Genomic DNA, 17,887 nt, shown 5'->3' with positions numbered 1-17,887 from the left:
CCCCCGCAACCGCCGAGGCGGATTTGTTCAACAGATTTTAAGACCAAAGGCGCAACTATGACACGTCCATTTGGGGAGTGGGTTCATGGTTTTTCGACTTTTTGGGTTTCTGGCCTTGGCGCTGCTTGTGCTTGCGGGTGGCATTACCTTTGCCACGCGCACCAGCGTGCACGAGGCGATCCGCCGGGAGTCGGTGGACAAGGCCTTGCACCACGCGCAGTACATGGCCTCCCAGATCCGCGATATTGAAGGCCTGCTGGAAAGTGGATGGCCCGCCCCCGATCAGATCCGCACGATGCGGGATCTTCGCCAGCTTGGCGATGTCTTCCGCTTCAAGCTGTACGACTCCGCCGGGCGGCTTGTCTTGTTATCGGACGATGAAGCGCTGCAGGGTGCGCAGCCGCTGCCCGCCGCCGAGCCTGATGTCGAAGCCCTGCAGGTGATCACCTCCCACGTGCCTTTCGCCGCAGTAAAGGACGGAACCCAGAAACCGGACCGGCCCGATCTCTACGCCGAGGCCTATGTGCCACTGCTGAATGCAGATGGTGAGATCATCGGCGCCTCGGAGGTCTATGTCGATCAGACTGATACGCGCGGGTATTTTCACGACAGTTTCAGCCGCTTTGCCCTTCTCTTGACGATTGTTTGCGCCTTGCTGTTCTCGGTCCCCTATGTCGCCTACCTGCTACAAAAGAAACGTACCGAAAGCTCGCAGGATGAGGTGGAGTATCTGGCCCGATATGATGCCCTCACGGGGCTGATGAACCGGCGTGAATTCATCGGTCGGGCGAATGCCCTGCTGGAGGAAGGAAAACTATCGGCGATCTGCTATCTGGACGCGGACAAGTTCAAGGCCATCAACGATATCCACGGACATGCGGTGGGCGATGCCTTCCTTGTCCACATCGCTGGCATCCTGCGCAGCTGCACGCATCACAGCGATCTTCTGGCGCGCTTTGGAGGGGACGAGTTCGTGATCGGCTTCAAGCGCCTGGGTGAAGGTCACGTGGATCACGAGGGTGTCGTCGCACGGGTCCAAAGCATCATTGTCAATGCCGCCGAAACCTTTCACCACGAAGACGCGGTGATCGAGGGAACAATGAGTGCTGGCATTGCCCTGGCGGGCCAGAAACGGGATCTCAATCTGACCCTCTCCCATGCCGATGCCGCCTTGTATCATTCAAAATCCAATGGTCGGAATACGTTTTCGGTCTACGGCGAGCAGATGGGCGAGGACTATCGCAAGCGCATGGCGCTGCAAGCCTGCCTGCGCAAGTCGACGAAGGAGAAGAATTTCACGATTCTCTATCAGCGTCTGGTGGACGCGCAAACGGAGCAGGTAGTGGGCTATGAGGCGCTTTTGCGGATGCAGGGCGAGGACGGATCGGAGATTTCGCCTTCCGTCTTTATCCCGATTGCTGAGGAACTGGGCCTGATCGGAGAGATCGGCGCCTGGGTGATCCGCGCCGCCACGCGCGAGATCGCCGAGCTGGACGATCACAGCACGATTTCGGTCAACCTGTCGGCGGCGCAGCTGTGGGACGGGGAATTGCCCGAAATCGTCCGTTCCGCGCTTGAGGAGTCCGGGTTGGCCCCGCACCGGCTGGAGCTGGAGATCACGGAATCCCTCCTGCTCGATGATGATCCGGCAGTGGCCTATCAGATCGATACGCTGAAAGAGATGGGCGTATCGCTTGCCATGGACGATTTCGGCACAGGCTTTTCCAGTCTGGGGTATCTGTGGCGCTTCGGCTTTGACCGGCTCAAGGTCGACCGTTCTTTCGTGGCCGGGCTGGAGAGAGATCCAGAACGCTCACGACAGGTCATCGAGACGATCCTGATGCTGGGTAACCGTCTGAACATGCAGGTGACAGCAGAGGGGATCGAGACGCAGACCCAGTCAAAGATCCTGTCGGACCTCGGCTGCGACATTCTGCAGGGATATCTTTATGGTCGTCCGGCCCCGCTGGATGCGACGCATGTGCAAGGCGCGGCGGATGGTGTCTCCCGCGCCTCCTGATGATCCCGGGGAGCCGCCTTAGCTGGCCAGCGGTATGTCTTGCTGGCGTATCAGGGTGCCCATGTGGCGGCCCGTGTCGAGCATCCGGTTCGAGAACCCCCACTCGTTGTCGTACCAGCTGACTACCCGGATCAGCCCGTCGGCGGTGACCGCTGTCTGGGCGGCTGCAAAGCAGGACGAATGCGGATCGTGGTTGAAATCCACCGAGACCATCGGGTCTTCTTCATAGGCCAAGATGCCGGCCAAATCCGCTTCTGAAGCCGCGCGGAGGGCGGCATTCACCGTCTCGATCGTTGCCGGGCGTTCGGGGACGAAGCTCAGATCCACCACCGATACATTCGGGGTGGGCACCCGAATGGCAGAACCTTCCAGCCGCCCTTTGAGGTGCGGCAGCACCTCGGCAATGGCGCGGGCGGCTCCGGTGGAGGTGGGGATCATCGACAAGGCCGCCGCGCGGGCGCGATAGGGGTCCTTGTGGGGGCTGTCATGGGTCGGCTGATCGCCGGTATAGGCGTGGATCGTGGTCATGTAGCCGGTCTTGATTCCGAATGCGCGATCCAGAACCTGTGCCACGGGGGCCAGGCAGTTGGTCGTGCAGGAGGCATTGGAGACGATCAGATCTTCGGCTGTCAGATCCAAATGGTTGACTCCATAGACGACGGTGCGGTCCACATCCGTGCCCGGCGCCGAGATCAGAACCCGCTTCGAGCCATTCTCCAGATGCGCCGCTGCTGCGTCGCGTTTTGTGAACAGGCCGGTGCATTCATAGGCGATATCCACGTCCCCCCAGGGCAGGTCGGCGGGGGTGCGTTCGCTTGTTAGGCGAATGGTGTGGCGCCCAACCCGCAGAACGCCTTCGGACAGGGTAACAGGAGCGCGCAGGCGGCCATGGACGGAATCGTATTTCAGAAGGTGCATCAGAGTTTCCGCCGGGGCCAGATCGTTGATGGCGACAACGTCAATGTCTGCGTCGCCGCGCTCCAGAAGCGCGCGCAGCACGCCGCGGCCGATCCGGCCAAATCCGTTGATTGCGATTTTCAGGGTCATGGCTTCTGCCTCCGTCTGGCGGGCGTCGCGTGAATACCCGCATTGATATCGATAGCGGTATCGCTAACATTTGGTGTTGCGGGCATCGTTATCGATAACGAACGCGAAAATCAACCCTCCTGCATCGACAAGGGGGACGGGAGGCCCTGCCTCTTGCGGTGGGGGGCAAAGTACTGGACGATGTGCCACGGAACCCGACCGCAAAAGACAGACCAACCAGACCGAGGCATCCCCCGTGGCAAAACCCGAGACCAAGAAGCTGCTCTTGAAGGATGTTGCGCGCCTTGCCGGGGTCAGCGAGATGACCGCCTCAAGGGCGCTGCGGGGCACGGCGGATGTCTCAAAGGCAACCCGCGCACGGGTGGAAGAGATCGCCCGCACCCATGGCTATGTGCCCAATCGCATCGCCGGATCGCTGTCGTCCCAGTCGGTCAACCTGGTGGCCGTCGTGGTTCCGTCGCTCAACAGTTTTGTTTTCCCCGAAGTGCTTTCGGGCATTTCGGCGGTCCTGAAAGAGACGCCTTTGAAGCCCGTAGTTGGGGTCTCGGGCTATGAGCTGGAAGAGGAAGAGGCCGTTATTCGCGAGATGCTCAGCTGGCGCCCCTCGGGGCTGATCGTGGCGGGGCTGGAGCACAGCGAGGCGACGCGCCGGATGATGGCGCAGGCTGATTGCCCGGTTGTGGAAGTGATGGATGTGGACGGCACCCCGGTGGGGCATTGCGTGGGCATTTCGCACCTGCAGGCGGGCCGCGACATGGCGGCGCAGATCGTGGCGCGTGGCTACCGGCGGATCGGCTTCATCGGCACCAAGATGCCGCAGGATTTTCGCGCCCGAAAGCGCTTTGACGGCTTTGTCGAAGGGTTAGAGGCTGCGGGGCTGTCCCTTGTGGACCGGGAACACTATGCCGGGGAAAGTTCGATCCAGACCGGGCGCCAGCTGACCGCGCAGATGCTGGGGCGCAGCACTGACCTTGATTGCATCTACTATTCCTCTGACGTGATGAGCGTAGGCGGCTTGATGCATTGCCTTGGCGCCGGGCTGTCGGTGCCGGATGATGTGGCTTTGGCGGGGTTCAACAATCTTCAAATCCTGCAGGGCCTGCCGCTGGAACTGGCCACCACCGATGCCTGCCGCCGCGAAATCGGAGAGCGGGCCGCGGAAATTGTCCTGCGGGCACGCGAGGTCGACAAGCCGCTTGCTCCGGTCTGCACAAGGCTCAGCCCGCCGATCAGCCTCGGTCAGTCGCTTTGATGCGGATTACTCTGCTTTCGGGGTCAGAATGGCCTCCATTCCGGCGGTGCAGAAGGCGATGAGCTGATCCACCTGTGCCTCTGCCGCTCCAGGGCTGAGCGCCTCGATCCGCCAACTGGTATTGAGAAAGGCGAGCATCGCGGCCACCGAATAGACCTGACCCGTTGCAGCGGCCTGCCGCTCTGCGCCGGGGTGGAGCGTCAGGATCTCCTCGATAAAGCGGTTGGCGGTTGGGTCGAAACACTGGGCCGCCAACGACCGCCAGCGCGGATCGGCCGACACATGCGCCACAAGGCGACCGTAATGCTGCCATTGCGCCCCGCCGGTCTGGGCCAGCGTCACATAAGCCCGCATGAAGACATCCAGAAGACCGCGCAGGGATACCTGGCCCGACTGTTTCAGCGCCTCAAGCCCATCCATACGCAGCGCGGCCAGCTCATCGGCGCGGCGGGTCACGGTCTGGTGAAACAGCTCTTCCTTGCCTGCGCCATGATGGTGCACCAGCCCCACCTGAACCCCCGCGAGCGATGCGATGTCGCGCAGGGATGCCCCTTCGAATCCGCGCTCCGCAAAAAGCTGTTCGGCGGCATCCAGGATGCGGGCCTTGGTTTGCAGCGACCGGGCCGATGGCGCGCGTTTGCGTTGTTTTTCCACGAAAAACCCCCTTTGACGAAAACAGCTTGCCTTATTTTGAACAGTTGTTCAATCTAAAGGCGGAGGACAGGGAGGACTTATGACGGAAACGCGCGGGCGCTATGCCCTCATCGGCGCTGGGCCGATGGGGCTGGCCATGGCCAAGGTATTGGTCGAACAAGGCATTCCCTTTCAGGGGTTTGAACTGCATTCGGATGTGGGCGGTTTGTGGGACATCGACGGGCCGAAGTCCACGATGTACGAAAGCGCGCATCTGATCTCATCCAAGCGGATGACGGAATTTGCCGATTTCCCGATGAAAGACGAGGTGGCCGAATACCCTTCGCACCGGGAGTTGAAGTGCTATTTCCGCGACTTTGCCGATCATTTCGGGCTGCGTCACCACTACCGTTTCAATGCCGAGGTGCTTCAGGCCACCCCCCTGGGCGAGCCCGGCGAGGGATGGCGCGTGACCTGGCGCGACCCCGAGGGCGAGCACAGCGAGGATTTCGCGGGCGTGCTGATCGCCAATGGCACCCTGTCTGAACCGAACATGCCGACATTTCCGGGCGCGTTCACCGGCGAGCTGATCCACTCCAGTCAGTACCGCAAGGCCGAGCAGTTTGCGGGCAAGCGCGTGCTGGTGGTGGGGGCGGGCAATTCCGGCTGTGACATTGCGGTGGATGCAATCCACCATGGCGCCTCCTGCGATCTGTCGATGCGGCGCGGCTATTATTTCGTGCCGAAATACGTCTTTGGCAAACCGGCGGACACCATGGGCGGGCTGATCCAGTTGCCCATGTGGCTGAAGCGGCGCATCGACAGCCTGATCCTGAAATGGTTCGTGGGCGATCCGCAGAAGTACGGCTTTCCAAAGCCCGACTACCAGCTATACGAAAGCCACCCGGTGGTGAATTCGCTGGTGCTCTACCACGCCGGGCATGGCGATCTGAAGATCCGCCCAGATATCAAGATGATCGAGGGCAAGACGGTGCAGTTCACCGATGGCAGCCATGCCGACTATGACATGATCCTCGCTGCGACCGGCTACAAGCTGCATTATCCCTTTATCGACAAGGACCTGCTGAACTGGCAGGGCGATGCGCCGCATCTCTACCTCAATGCAATGCATCCCGCCCGCGACGATCTGTTTGTCCTCGGCATGGTCGAGGCCAGCGGTCTGGGGTGGCAGGGACGGCACGAGCAGGCCGAGATGGTCGCCCGCTATATCAAGGGGCTGGAGACAGGCAGCGCCGAGGCGAAGGCTCTTCGGGAGGAAAAAGCCGCAGGGTTTGAGCGCTCCACCGGCGGTATGGCCTATCTGAAACTCGCGCGGATGGCCTACTACGTGGACAAGGCGACCTATCGCAAAGCAGTCACTGCTTGGATCAAGCGCCTATCCGGGGCGGGCGCATGAGCGGGATTGACGAGATCACGCTGAATTTCAGCCCCGCCTCGCTGACGCTGTTGAACGCTATCCTTGCGGTGGTGATGTTCTCCATTGCCATCGACCTGAAGCCAGCCGATTTTCACCGGCTGCGCCGCGCGCCAAAGCCCCTGATCGTGGGCCTCGTCTCGCAATTCCTGGTGCTGCCGGTGCTGACTTTCGCGATGGTCTGGCTGACGGACCCGCGCCCTTCGATTGCGCTGGGGCTGATCCTGGTGGCGGCCTGTCCGGGGGGCAATATCTCCAACTTCATCACCCACCGCGCCGGGGGGAATTCTGCCCTGTCTGTGTCGATGACCGGATTTGCCACGGTTGGGGCGATCCTTCTGACGCCGGTCAATATCGGGCTTTGGGGCGGGCTTTATCCGCCGACGCGCGCGATCCTTCAACAAACCGAAATCGACCCGGTGCAGATCGCCATCACCGTGGGGCTGATGCTGGTCCTGCCGCTGGTGCTGGGGGTGCAGCTTAACATGCGTAAACCCCATCTGACCGCGCGCATTCGCCGCCCGCTGCAATGGCTGTCGATGGGCATTTTTATCGCCTTTATCGTGCTTGCGCTGGCGGCAAACTGGGCGTTCTTCCTGCAATTTGCGGGCGCAGTCGCGGGGCTTGTGGTCTTGCACAACGCGCTTGCGTTGGGTGGCGGCTGGGGCTCTGCGACGCTGGCAGGCCTTTCGCCCTATGACCGGCGCGCGGTGACGATTGAAACAGGCATTCAGAACTCGGGCCTTGGCCTGGTGTTGATCTTTGCCTTCTTCGGCGGGCTAGGCGGCATGGCAGTGGCGGCGGCATTCTGGGGAATCTGGCATGCCATATCTGGCCTTGCCCTGGCGGCGCTGATGTCCCGGACGGAGGCTGCACGATGAGAAAGACGATCTTGATCACAGGCGCGGCCGGCATGGTGGGCCGCGCCCTGCTGCAAGAATTGCAGGGTTGCCGCATCATCGCCTCGGACCTTGCCGCCCCCGCAGACCTGTCCGAAGGGGCAGAGTTCAGGCGCATGGATGTCACCACGGAGGATCCCGCCTGCGTGATTGGCGAGGAAAAGCCCGATGTCATCGTGCATCTGGCCTCCATCGTGACCCCGCCCAAGGGCAGTGGACGGGATTTGGCCCATGCAGTGGATGTCGAAGGCACGCGCAAGGTACTGGAGGCAGCGGTTGCACATGGTGTGGGACGTATTGTCGTCACCTCCTCCGGAGCGGCCTATGGGTATCATGCGGATAACCCGGTGCCGCTGCGGGAAAGCGACAGTCTGCGCGGCAATCCGGAGTTCGCCTATTCCGACCACAAGCGTCAGGTCGAGGAAATGCTGGCCGACTACCGCCGTGCAGCGCCGCAGCTTGAACAGGTGGTCCTGCGGGTGGGCACCGTTCTGGGGGAGGGCACCGAGAACCAGATCACCGCTCTGTTTCATCGTCCGCGTCTGCTTGCGGTTGCGGGAAGCGAAAGCCCTTTCGTCTTCATCTGGACGCGGGATCTGGCGCGGATCCTGGCGCGGGCGGCCACGGATGGCCCTGCGGGGGTATTCAACGTGGCAGGCGACGGCGCCATGGGGGTGAGCGATCTGGCGCGGGTGCTGAAGAAACCCGTGCTGCGCCTGCCGGCCTGGGTTCTGAAGGCGGCACTGGCCTTGGGTAAACCTCTTGGCCTGACCCGATACGGCCCCGAGCAGGTGCGGTTCCTGCAGTATAGACCGGTGCTGGACAATGGTGCCCTCAAACAAGACTTCGGCTACACGCCCGAGCTTACCAGCGCCGAAGTCTTTGATCTCTGGAGGCGGCAGGCAGGCCTATGAAGACAGCCATCATTTCCGGCGGCGCAGGTGGGCTGGGCCGTGCCTTGTCCGCTGCCCTGCAAGAGCGGCACTGGCGGGTGATCCTGCTTGACCTTGAGGTCTCGGATGTTGAGGCAACCGAGACCCAGATCCCGATCCGCTGCGATCTGACGGATGCCGTGCAGCTGGACCATGTGGCCCGGCATATCCTGCTGCAGTATCCGGGTATTGATCTGGTGATCTACAACGCCGGCATCACCCAGATTGGTGCCTTTGAAACCATCGACGAGGCCAGCCACCGGCGTGTATTCGAGATCAACTACTTTGCCGCCGTCGCCATGGCGAGGCAATTTCTGCAGGCGGTACGGTGCGCCAGCGGAACTCACATCGCGATCTCTTCCGTGGCAGGCTTTACACCGCTCTATCACCGCACGTCCTATGCGGCTTCCAAACACGCGATGGAGGGGTTCTTCAAATCCCTGCGCTCCGAAGAGCGTCCCCATGGCGTTGACGTGCTGATCGCAGCGCCGTCTTTCGTGGCCACGAATATCGGCAACGATCAGCGCCAAAGCGATGGCATCGCGCGGCCCGGTTCGGCCAGTGACGGGGTCGACTACATGACACCCGAAGCCGCGGCTGAAGAGATCCTGCGCGGCTACGAGCAGCGCAGGCCGATGATCCCGGTGGGGCGGGTGGCGCGCTTGGCCTGGTGGGTGAACAGTCTTGCGCCGCGCCTCTATCAGCGCCTGATGGAGCAAAAAATCGCCGGACACGAAGACTGACCCCGTGGGTGGGCCCTGGTCTGTTTAGGACTCAAGGACCGGTAGTGAGAAACCGGTTTTGACCCGGTTCATCACCACTGAGGTCCGGAACCGGGATATGGTGTCTTCGTCAAAGAAATGCACGCGCGTGAAAGCCTCGAAATCGGCCATGTCGCGGGCAGTCAGGATCACGATGAAATCAGCGTTTCCGGTCACGTAGTAGCATTGCATGACCTCGGGGGCGTTGCGCATGCGGCTTTGAAAACGATCGATGTCGCTGGGACGCTCGCTTTGCAGGGTGACCTCGACGATCAGGGTCAGGCCCCGGCCCAGCTTTTCAGGGTTGAGCACTGCAATGTCCGCATCCACGTAACCCTGGCTCCGCAGTCGCGCCAGCCGCTTGCGGCAGGCATCCGCAGACAGGCCTACCTGGTTCGAGAGGGCTTCGGCGGTCAGGCGGTTGTTCGTTTGAATGGCGTTCAGGATCTGTTTGTCAAATACATCCACGTGATGCGTTCTGCTCTGCTGCGGTTGCGCAACTCCTCCGCACATGGCGGATGTGCGGCTCTTGGGGCCGGATTTCTGATATCCGACCGAGTTGAGCAGGAAGCTGGTCCGATTTCAAGTGTATTTCGTGAAAACTGTCGGAAATTCGGCCTCAACCTGCGTGATATTTCCGACAAACCGATGGCTTGCCGGGCTACGTTTGGTCAGGATCGGACGGACAGACCGGGAGATGGAAATCGCATGGGCGCGGAACTGAGCAACACTCTTGAAAACATGTGGCGGGGCAAGACGTTGCCGGTTGGGGGTGTGGTTGCGCCGATCCAGCCAAGTGTCGACGCTGCTGCCGTGGCCAAGCTTCTGACCCTATGCCCGCGTCACGCGGTAACCCCCCTGATCGATGCCGATGATCTGGCGCAGGAGATCGGGGTCGGCCAGCTCTGGATCAAGGACGAGCGCGCCAGAATGGGGCTGGGCAGTTTCAAAGCGCTGGGTGCGGCCTATGCCATTGCCCGTGAAGCCGCTTCCGTCCTTCGTGAATTGGGGTCGGAAGGGCCTGTTTGGGAGAGCGCACTTGCGGGGCGAACCTTTGCCACCGCGAGTGCGGGCAACCATGGTCTGTCAGTGGCTGCCGGGGCGCGGCATTTCGGGGCGCGGGCGGTGATCTTCCTCTCCAAAACCGTGCCAGAGGCCTTTGCTGAACGCCTGCGCGAGAAGGGCGCAGAGGTGGTGCGTGCAGGTGACGACTATGAGGCCAGCATGGCTGCAGCCCAGGCCCAGGCCCGGGAGAACGGCTGGACTCTTCTGTCCGACAGCTCCTGGCCCGGATACACTGAACCTGCCCGCATGGTGATGGAAGGGTACCTGCAACTGGCGGCCGAGGCTGCCGTGCAGATGGATGAGGCACCGACGCATATCGTGCTGCAGGCCGGGGTTGGCGGCATGGCGGCGGCGGTTGCGGCCTATGCACGCCACGTCTGGGGGGATGCGCCGCAGATCGTCGTGGTGGAGCCCGATATGGCGCCCGCGCTCATCGAAAGTATCCGCGCCGGGCAATTGGTCGACACGCGCGGGGCGGCCTCCTGTATGGGGCGGCTCGATTGCAAGACGCCGTCTTTGGTGGCGCTGAACGGGCTTGCCCGTGATGCGGATCTTTTCGTGACCATTTCGGAGCAGGAGGGCGTCGATGGGGCGAGAAACCTCACGAAAATGGGCTATGCCACAACCCCGTCAGGCGGGGCGGGGCTGACCGCGCTCATGGCGGGGCGGATCCCGGGTTTGGGCACCGATGCTCGTGTCTTGACGATTCTCAGCGAAGGGCCCGAAGATGGCTGACCGTGGCCCGGATCCGGCGCGTGGCTTTGCGCGCCCGGAATTCCTGCGCCGCCGGGATGCGCTGCAGGCAGGTATGGCCGCGTCGGGTATGGACGCGCTGTTGCTGACCACGGCGGCGGACATCTTTTATGTGACGGGGTTTCTCACGCGGTTCTGGGAAAGCCCCGCTCGCCCCTGGTTTGTTGTGGTGCCAAACAAAGGCGATCCGGTTGCGGTCATCCCGTCGATCGGGGCCGAGTTGATGGGACAAACCTGGGTTACGGAGATCCGGACCTGGGATGCGCCCGATCCCGAGGACGATGGGGTCAACCTGCTTGCAGCAACCCTTTGTGACCTGGTGCCAGAGCAGGGGGTGGTCGGCACGCCGATGGGGCTGGAAACGCAGCTGCGCATGGCTCTGGGAGACTACATGGCGCTGACGGCACGTCTGGCGCCGCGCCGGATGGCGGATGCCACAGAAGTCGTGCAGCGGGTAAGGGAGGTGAAATCCGAGGCCGAGGTCGCAAAGATCCGCGCGGCCTGCGCGGTGGCGGATCGCACCTTTGCCCGCGTGCCGGAATTTGCAGGTGCGGGGCGGCCGCTTGATACGGTGTTTCGCGATTTCCAGCGTGTTCTGCTGGAGGAAGGCGCTGATTGGGTCAGCTATACGGCGGGCGGCGCCGGGCAGGGCGGATATGGGGATGTGATCTCACCGGCGACGGCGCAACCGCTGGCACGGGGCGATGTGCTGATGTTGGACACCGGTGCGGTGCTGGACGGGTATTTCTGCGATTTTGACCGGAATTTCGCCATTGGTGAGGTCGCACCAGAGACCGCGCGTGCCCATGACGCCCTCTATGCGGCGACGGATTTGGCATTAAAGACCCTGCGCCCCGGTATGGCGGCAGCGGATGTACACCGGATCCTGAGCGACGGCCTGCGCGCCCAAGGCGCCACGCCAGGTGGCGGGCGGCTGGGGCATGGGCTGGGGGTGACCCTGACCGAATGGCCCTCCTTCACGCCAAAGGATCAGACGGTCCTGCGGGCGGGCATGGTCCTGACGCTGGAGCCGGGGGCGCAGATCGCACCGGGGCGCATCCTGGTCCATGAGGAAAACATCGTATTGCGCGAGGGCGGCCCGGAACTGCTGTCAACCCGCGCTCCGGCCAACCTGCCGGTTCTGGAGTGATCCTATGCAGCATTTTCCATACGATCTGACAGGTCCGATCGGCAGCCGCGCCACGCTGGGGATGATCGTCCTGCAGGTGGATGAAACGCTGGAACAGGACATGCGCCGCCTGTTGCCGGGCGGCGATGTGGCGCAATACGTGACCCGCATCCCCAGCGGGGACGAGCTGACGCCCGATACCATCGCCACGATGGAGCGCACACTGCCCGCCGCCGCCGCGCTGCTGCCCCCGGCGGCGCGCTTTGATGTGATCGGCTATGGCTGCACCTCGGGCACCACCCTGATCGGTGCGGACCGCGTGGCGGAGCTGGTGCGCCAGGGCGCCGCCTCTGCCCGTGTCACCGATCCTCTGAGTGCGGCTCTGGCGGCGCTGGAGAGCTTGGGTGCCCGGTCGCTGGCGATCGTGTCGCCCTATGTTGAGAGCGTTAGTGCTCCGGTCAGGCAGGCGTTTGAGGCGCGCGGGCATGAGGTGCGCGCGACGGTCTCCTTTGGCGAAGAGGTGGAGGCGCGGGTGGCGCGAATTGACCCCGCCTCGATTCGTGCAGCGGCCCTGGCGGTGGGGCAGCAGGCGGAGGCCGTTTTCCTGTCCTGCACCAACCTGCGCACGCTGGATATTATCGCGGATCTGGAAGCCGAGCTTGGCAAGCCGGTCCTGAGCAGCAATCAGGTTCTGGCCTGGCACATGGCACATCTCGCAGGGATTTCTGAGGTTTGTAGCGGACCAGGGCGTCTGTTTGAGCGATTGCCTGCGTGAGCAGCGTTTCACTTTGGCACTGTGAATTATATTTTAGGGTTTAATATTTTAATCTTGAAATAACTGGGCGAAGCTGCCTAGAGTTTTCCTGTCAGCCCTCGCAAAGGCCGGATCTGCCCGCATAAGGCAGCGACAGTTTGAGGGAGCGCTGGCGAACCAGAGCCTTACATGCGCCAAAACCCGACAAGAGGAAAAAGGTGCCCCCATCAGAAGGGAAGAGGCCACGAAGGACTGGCGCCACCCGCTCATAGCGGAAATAGTGGTGATGCGAAGATAACCGCGGCAAACGCGGATCCGGTCCAATAACTGCAATAGGGAGACTTTGGGAAATGAAAGCAATCAAAACTCTGGCGCTGGCAACAGCCGTATCAGCCCTCGCCATGGCGGCGCAGGCGGGCACCAAGATCGGCATGATCACCACCCTGTCGGGCGGCGGCGCGGGCCTTGGCGTCGATGTGCGCGACGGGTTCATGCTCGCCATCGAGAAGGCGGGTCGCGACGACATCGAAGTGGTGATCGAGGACGATCAGCGCAAACCGGAGACCGCGGTGCAGCTGGCCGATCAGATGATCCAGTCCGAAAAGGTCGATATCATGACCGGCATCATCTGGTCGAACCTGGCCATGGCCGTGGTGCCTGCAGCCACCGCGCAGGGTGTGTTCTACCTGTCGCCCAACGCCGGCCCCTCGGCCCTTGCGGGCAAGCGCTGCCACGAGAATTACTTCAACGTGGCCTGGCAGAATGACAACCTGCACGAGGCGGCTGGCGCCTATGCCAGCGCCGAAGGCTTCAAGAATACCTTCATCCTCGCGCCCAACTATCCGGCGGGCAAGGACGCGCTGACCGGCTACAAGCGTATGTATGAGGGCGATCTGGCCGGTGAGATCTACACCAAGCTGGGTCAGACCGACTATGCCGCCGAGATCGCCCAGATCCGGGCCTCGGGTGCGGATTCAGTGTTCTTCTTCCTGCCGGGCGGCATGGGGATTTCTTTCCTCAAGCAATATGCCGACAGCGGCGTGGACCTGCCCGTCGTGGGGCCGGCCTTCAGCTTTGATCAGGGCATCCTGCAGGCCGTGGGGGAAGCGGCGCTGGGCGTAAAGAACACCTCGCAGTGGAACAAGGATCTGGACAACGCGGCCAACGCCGAGTTCGTGGCAGGCTTCCAGGAGGCCTATGGTCGTCTGCCCTCGCTTTATGCAAGCCAGGGCTATGACACCGCCAACTTGATCCTGAGCGCGCTCGACAAGGCCGATGTGTCCGACAAGGACGCCTTCCGCGCGGCACTGGAAGCGGCGGACTTTGCCTCGGTGCGGGGTGAGTTCAAGTTCGGCCCCAACCATCACCCGATCCAGAACATCTATGTGCGCGAAGTGATCAAGGAAGGCGAGGTCTTCACCAACAAGATCATCGCCACCGGCCTTGAGATGCGCGGCGACGCCTACGCGGCCGAGTGCAAGATGTAAGAGACCTCCAATCTCGCGGGGGCGCTGACGAAAGGCGCCCCTGCAGTGGCGGAACATTCCCATGTCCATACTTCTCATTCTTGAGCAGGTCCTGAACGGGTTGCAGTTCGGGGTCATGCTGTTCCTCATGGCTGCGGGCCTGACGCTGGTCTTCGGCGTGATGGGGCTGATCAACCTCGCCCATGGCGCGCTTTATATGGTCGGTGCCTTTGCCGCCGCCGCCGTGGCGGGGCTGACCGGGTCTTTCTTGCTGGCGCTGGTGGCGAGCCTTGCGGCGGCCGCAGCGGCGGGCGCTATTGTCGAGGTTGCCGTGATCCGGCGGCTCTATGACCGCGATCACCTCGATCAGGTGCTGGCGACATTTGCGCTGATCCTGATCTTTTCCGAAGGGACGCGCTGGATCTTTGGCTCCTTTCCGCTGTTTCTGGATGTGCCCGATTACCTCTCTGGCCCGGTGACACTGCCCGGCGGGATAGAATATCCGCTTTATCGGCTGACGATCATCGCCATTGGCCTTGTGGTGGCGGCGGCGCTGTTCTGGCTGATCGCGCGCACCCGCATCGGGATCCAGATCCGCGCAGGGGAAGCTGACCGCGAGATGATCGCGGCACTGGGGGTGGACATTTCCAGGCTTTATACGCTGGTCTTTGCCCTGGGCGCGGCGCTGGCGGGCCTTGCTGGAGCCTTGGTCGGCGCGATCCAGTCCGTGCAGGTCGGCATGGGCGAGCCGGTGCTGATCCTTGCCTTCGTGGTGATCGTGATCGGCGGCATCGGATCTATCAAGGGCGCGCTGGTGGGTGCGGTGCTGGTGGGGCTGACCGACACGCTGGGCAAGGTGTTTCTGCCGCAGTTCTTTGGTCTGTTCCTTGAGCCTGCCAGCGCAACCTCCGTGGGCGCCTCGCTCGCCTCTATGCTGATCTACATCCTGATGGCGCTTGTTCTGCTCGTGCGCCCGTCGGGCCTATATGGGGGGAGCGCCTGATGCCGACCCGCGAAACAACACTGAACATTGCGCTGGCCGCGACCCTTTTGGCGGTGCCCCTGCTGGCGCTGGCGATGGACGAGATCTTTATCATTACGCTTGCCACAAAGGTCGCGATCCTGGCGCTGGCAGGCGTCGGCCTGAACATCGCGCTGGGCATCGGCGGGCTGGTGAGCCTTGGGCACGCGGCCTTTTTTGGGATCGGCGGCTATGCCATGGGGATCCTTGCCGCGCATGCGCAGAACTATGACCCGATCATGGAGGTGCCTTTCCTGATCGAAGGCACCAATCAGATGCCCATCATCTGGCTGGTCGCCATCGTCACAAGTGCCCTCGCGGCGCTGTTGATCGGGGCGCTGTCCTTACGCACTTCGGGTGTCTATTTCATCATGATTACGCTCGCCTTCGGGCAGATGCTTTACTACTTCGCAATCAGCTGGTCCGCCTATGGAGGTGAGGACGGTCAGTCGATCTGGGTGCGAAACGAATTCCCCGGCCTCAATACGCTGGACCCGATCCAGTTCTTCCTGATTGCCTATGTGATCTTGTGCGTGGTGTTGGTCTTCTCTGCGCGTCTTGCACGCTCACCTTTTGGCCTTGCCTTGGCGGCCGCCCGGCAGACCGAGGAACGCGTGATGACCGTGGGCCTCACGCCCTTTCATCTGCGGCTGGTGGCCTTTGTCATCTCGGGCGCGATCACCGGTCTTGCGGGCGCGCTTTATGCCGATCTCAACCGGTTCGTAAGCCCGACCATGCTCAGCTGGCACACCAGCGGGGAGATCATGGTCTTTGTCATCATCGGCGGGGTAGGGCGGCTGTTTGGCCCTGTCGTGGGCGCGGCTGTCTTTATCCTGCTCGAACATATCCTGGGCGGTTTCAGTGAATACTGGCAGATCTTCCTTGGTCTCTTGTTGCTATTGATGGTGCTTTTCGCACGCGGCGGGTTGATCGGAGCCGTTGCCGGACGGGAGGTGGCCCATGACTGACGCGACCCCCGTTCTGAAAGTCGAGGGCATCAGCAAAAGCTTCGGCGCCCTCAAGGCCAGCGACAACGTGAGCCTTGATCTGCGGCCCGGTGAAATCCACGCCCTGATCGGTCCCAATGGCGCGGGCAAATCCACCCTGATCAAACAGATCTCGGGCAGCCTGAGGCCCGACACTGGCCGGATCGAGGTTCTGGGCCGCGATGTGACCGATCTGGATACGGTGGCCCGCGCGCGGCTGGGGCTGGGGCGGACCTTCCAGATCTCGTCGCTGGCGATGGAGTTCACGGTGCTGCAGAATGTGGTCCTTGGCGTGCTGGGCGCGCGGGGGAGGGCGTTTTCCTTCTTCCGCAATGTGATGAAGGATCAGCGCCTGCTTGATCCTGCCCGCCGCGCGCTGGAACGCGTTGGCCTACAGGACGAGGCGCAGCGGCGCACCGCGGATCTGTCACACGGGCAGCGCCGCCAGTTGGAGGTCGCCGTGGCGCTGACGCTGCAGCCGAAACTTTTCCTGATGGATGAACCGATGGCGGGGCTGGGGGCAAGCGGGTCCAAGGCCTTGACGGGTTTCCTTGATGAACTGCGCCACGAGGCGCCGATCCTCTTGGTGGAACACGACATGGACGCGGTTTTTGCCCTTGCCGACCGGATCAGCGTCCTGGTCTACGGCGCGGTGATCGCCACCGGCACGGCGGATGAGATCCGCGCAAACGCAGAGGTGCGCCGCGCTTACTTGGGAGAGGACGCCGCCGCATGAGCCTGCTGTCTCTGAAGAATATCGAAGCCTCCTATGGCCCCTCGCAGGCGCTGTTCGGCGTCTCGCTGGATCTGGCAGAGGGCGAGGTCGTCGCCCTGATGGGCCGCAACGGCATGGGCAAGACCACCACGATCAAATCGATCTGCGGCATGGTGCAGCCCTTTGCCGGAGAGCTGCGCTTTGACGGCCACGACCTGCGGCAGCTGCCCTCGCACAAGATTGCGCGGCTGGGCATCGGGCTGGTGCCCGAGGGTCGGCGCTGTTTCGGCCCTTTGACGGTGGAGGAAAACCTCACCGCCGCCGCGCGGCCGGGCCCGTGGGATTTCGACCGTGTCGCCGGGCTGTTTCCACGCCTGAAGGAACGGCGCGATCAGACCGCCAGTTCCCTCTCGGGCGGAGAGCAGCAGATGCTGGCCATTGGCCGCGCCCTGATGACCAACCCGCGCCTGCTGATCCTGGATGAGGCGACCGAAGGCCTGGCCCCCGTGGTGCGGCAGGAAATCTGGGCGGCGATTGCGCAGCTGAAGCGGGAGGCTGGCCTGTCGATCCTGGTGGTGGACAAGACGCTGAAGGAACTCGCCCAGATCGCCGACCACGCGGTGATCCTGAACCGGGGGCAAAGTGTCTGGACCGGCAGAATGGATGCGCTGACACCGGATCTGACGGATCAGTATCTGGGGGTTTGAAAACGGCCAGGTTCGGTTGGCCGGATGCAGATTGGCTGGATGACGGGGTCGCCGGGCTGCCTGAAGGGCGGTCTGGCGATCTTTGCGTGCCTCTGCCGACTTTCTGGTCAGGTTCCGGAATTCGGCAGTCGAATCAATGGAGATAGTCCCGACAAGCCCCGCTTCATCCACAGCACCGAGCCAGACTGATCACGGGCCGATTTCATTATTTCCTTTGAAAATTGGCTAATTTGGGGCGTAATCGTTCCAATAAGAGTACGACTGCGACGTTGGTCACGTCAGGTCCTGAGTGTGCCAGCCTCGCTTGGTTGA

Annotated in this window: 17 protein-coding genes; 14 read left to right on the top strand and 3 right to left on the bottom strand. The window is 62.4% G+C overall.

Annotated elements, in window-relative coordinates:
- Nucleotides 1-85 precede the first annotated feature (85 nt).
- Nucleotides 86-2,020 carry a putative bifunctional diguanylate cyclase/phosphodiesterase gene (locus tag AADA15_RS13385; protein WP_341642057.1) on the top strand — a complete coding sequence of 645 codons (1,935 nt, stop codon included), beginning with the start codon at nt 86-88 and terminating at the stop codon, nt 2,018-2,020.
- Nucleotides 2,021-2,038: 18 nt separating this feature from the next.
- Here the strand turns inward: AADA15_RS13385 and gap are convergent, their stop codons facing one another.
- Nucleotides 2,039-3,067 (bottom strand): type I glyceraldehyde-3-phosphate dehydrogenase, encoded by a 1,029-nt coding sequence (gene gap / locus AADA15_RS13380; RefSeq protein ID WP_341642056.1) that lies wholly within the window; start codon nt 3,065-3,067, stop codon nt 2,039-2,041.
- Nucleotides 3,068-3,302: 235 nt separating this feature from the next.
- Between gap and AADA15_RS13375 the strand changes: the two genes are divergently transcribed.
- Nucleotides 3,303-4,319, top strand: a complete 1,017-nt coding sequence (locus AADA15_RS13375) for a LacI family DNA-binding transcriptional regulator (RefSeq protein WP_341642055.1) — start codon at nt 3,303-3,305, stop codon at nt 4,317-4,319.
- Nucleotides 4,320-4,325: 6 nt separating this feature from the next.
- Here AADA15_RS13375 and AADA15_RS13370 read toward each other — a convergent pair whose 3' ends face one another.
- On the bottom strand, nt 4,326-4,973 hold the full coding sequence (locus AADA15_RS13370; RefSeq protein WP_341642054.1) for a TetR/AcrR family transcriptional regulator: 648 nt from the start codon (nt 4,971-4,973) through the stop codon (nt 4,326-4,328).
- Between the two features lie 79 nt (nt 4,974-5,052).
- On the opposite strand from AADA15_RS13370, the gene AADA15_RS13365 reads away from it, so the two are divergent.
- Genes AADA15_RS13365 through AADA15_RS13350 form a run of 4 tightly spaced genes read left to right on the top strand, consistent with a single transcriptional unit; the run spans nt 5,053 to nt 8,961 of the window.
- A complete protein-coding gene (locus AADA15_RS13365) occupies nt 5,053-6,369 on the top strand; it encodes a flavin-containing monooxygenase (protein ID WP_341642053.1) in 1,317 nt (438 codons plus the stop codon).
- A complete protein-coding gene (locus AADA15_RS13360; protein WP_341642052.1) occupies nt 6,366-7,268 on the top strand; it encodes a bile acid:sodium symporter family protein in 903 nt (300 codons plus the stop codon). Before AADA15_RS13365 ends, AADA15_RS13360 begins: the two co-directional genes overlap by 4 nt.
- Nucleotides 7,265-8,200, top strand: coding sequence for an SDR family oxidoreductase (locus AADA15_RS13355; RefSeq protein ID WP_341642051.1), 936 nt, complete (start codon nt 7,265-7,267; stop codon nt 8,198-8,200). Before AADA15_RS13360 ends, AADA15_RS13355 begins: the two co-directional genes overlap by 4 nt.
- Nucleotides 8,197-8,961 carry an SDR family NAD(P)-dependent oxidoreductase gene (locus AADA15_RS13350; protein ID WP_341642050.1) on the top strand — a complete coding sequence of 255 codons (765 nt, stop codon included), beginning with the start codon at nt 8,197-8,199 and terminating at the stop codon, nt 8,959-8,961. Before AADA15_RS13355 ends, AADA15_RS13350 begins: the two co-directional genes overlap by 4 nt.
- A gap of 24 nt (nt 8,962-8,985) precedes the next feature.
- On the opposite strand, the gene AADA15_RS13345 is transcribed toward AADA15_RS13350, so the two are convergent.
- Entirely contained in the window at nt 8,986-9,447 is a 462-nt protein-coding gene (locus AADA15_RS13345) for an Lrp/AsnC family transcriptional regulator (RefSeq protein WP_341642049.1), read from the bottom strand.
- Between the two features lie 240 nt (nt 9,448-9,687).
- Here AADA15_RS13345 and AADA15_RS13340 point away from each other — a divergent pair, with 240 nt between their 5' ends.
- From AADA15_RS13340 to AADA15_RS13305, 8 genes are all read left to right on the top strand, one after another.
- Nucleotides 9,688-10,779: a pyridoxal-phosphate dependent enzyme gene (locus AADA15_RS13340; RefSeq protein ID WP_437343195.1), complete on the top strand. Its 1,092-nt coding sequence runs from the start codon at nt 9,688-9,690 to the stop codon at nt 10,777-10,779.
- Nucleotides 10,772-11,947, top strand: coding sequence for a M24 family metallopeptidase (locus AADA15_RS13335; RefSeq protein WP_341642048.1), 1,176 nt, complete (start codon nt 10,772-10,774; stop codon nt 11,945-11,947). The genes AADA15_RS13340 and AADA15_RS13335 overlap by 8 nt, the downstream gene beginning before the upstream one ends.
- Nucleotides 11,948-11,951: 4 nt before the next feature.
- Nucleotides 11,952-12,701 carry a maleate cis-trans isomerase family protein gene (locus tag AADA15_RS13330; RefSeq protein WP_341642047.1) on the top strand — a complete coding sequence of 250 codons (750 nt, stop codon included), beginning with the start codon at nt 11,952-11,954 and terminating at the stop codon, nt 12,699-12,701.
- Nucleotides 12,702-13,030: 329 nt separating this feature from the next.
- Nucleotides 13,031-14,167, top strand: a complete 1,137-nt coding sequence (locus AADA15_RS13325) for an ABC transporter substrate-binding protein (RefSeq protein WP_341642046.1) — start codon at nt 13,031-13,033, stop codon at nt 14,165-14,167.
- A gap of 61 nt (nt 14,168-14,228) precedes the next feature.
- Nucleotides 14,229-15,149: a branched-chain amino acid ABC transporter permease gene (locus tag AADA15_RS13320; protein ID WP_341642045.1), complete on the top strand. Its 921-nt coding sequence runs from the start codon at nt 14,229-14,231 to the stop codon at nt 15,147-15,149.
- Nucleotides 15,149-16,135: a branched-chain amino acid ABC transporter permease gene (locus AADA15_RS13315; protein WP_341642044.1), complete on the top strand. Its 987-nt coding sequence runs from the start codon at nt 15,149-15,151 to the stop codon at nt 16,133-16,135. Before AADA15_RS13320 ends, AADA15_RS13315 begins: the two co-directional genes overlap by 1 nt.
- Entirely contained in the window at nt 16,128-16,889 is a 762-nt protein-coding gene (locus AADA15_RS13310; RefSeq protein WP_341642043.1) for an ABC transporter ATP-binding protein, read from the top strand. The genes AADA15_RS13315 and AADA15_RS13310 overlap by 8 nt, the downstream gene beginning before the upstream one ends.
- Nucleotides 16,886-17,575, top strand: coding sequence for an ABC transporter ATP-binding protein (locus AADA15_RS13305; RefSeq protein ID WP_341642042.1), 690 nt, complete (start codon nt 16,886-16,888; stop codon nt 17,573-17,575). Before AADA15_RS13310 ends, AADA15_RS13305 begins: the two co-directional genes overlap by 4 nt.
- Nucleotides 17,576-17,887 lie beyond the last annotated feature (312 nt).

Source organism: Phycobacter sedimenti (assembly GCF_038148855.1).
GTDB classification, from domain to species: Bacteria; Pseudomonadota; Alphaproteobacteria; order Rhodobacterales; family Rhodobacteraceae; genus Phycobacter; species Phycobacter sedimenti.
Note: the sequence above shows the minus strand (reverse complement) of the source record. Positions and strands in the feature narration are given on the sequence as shown.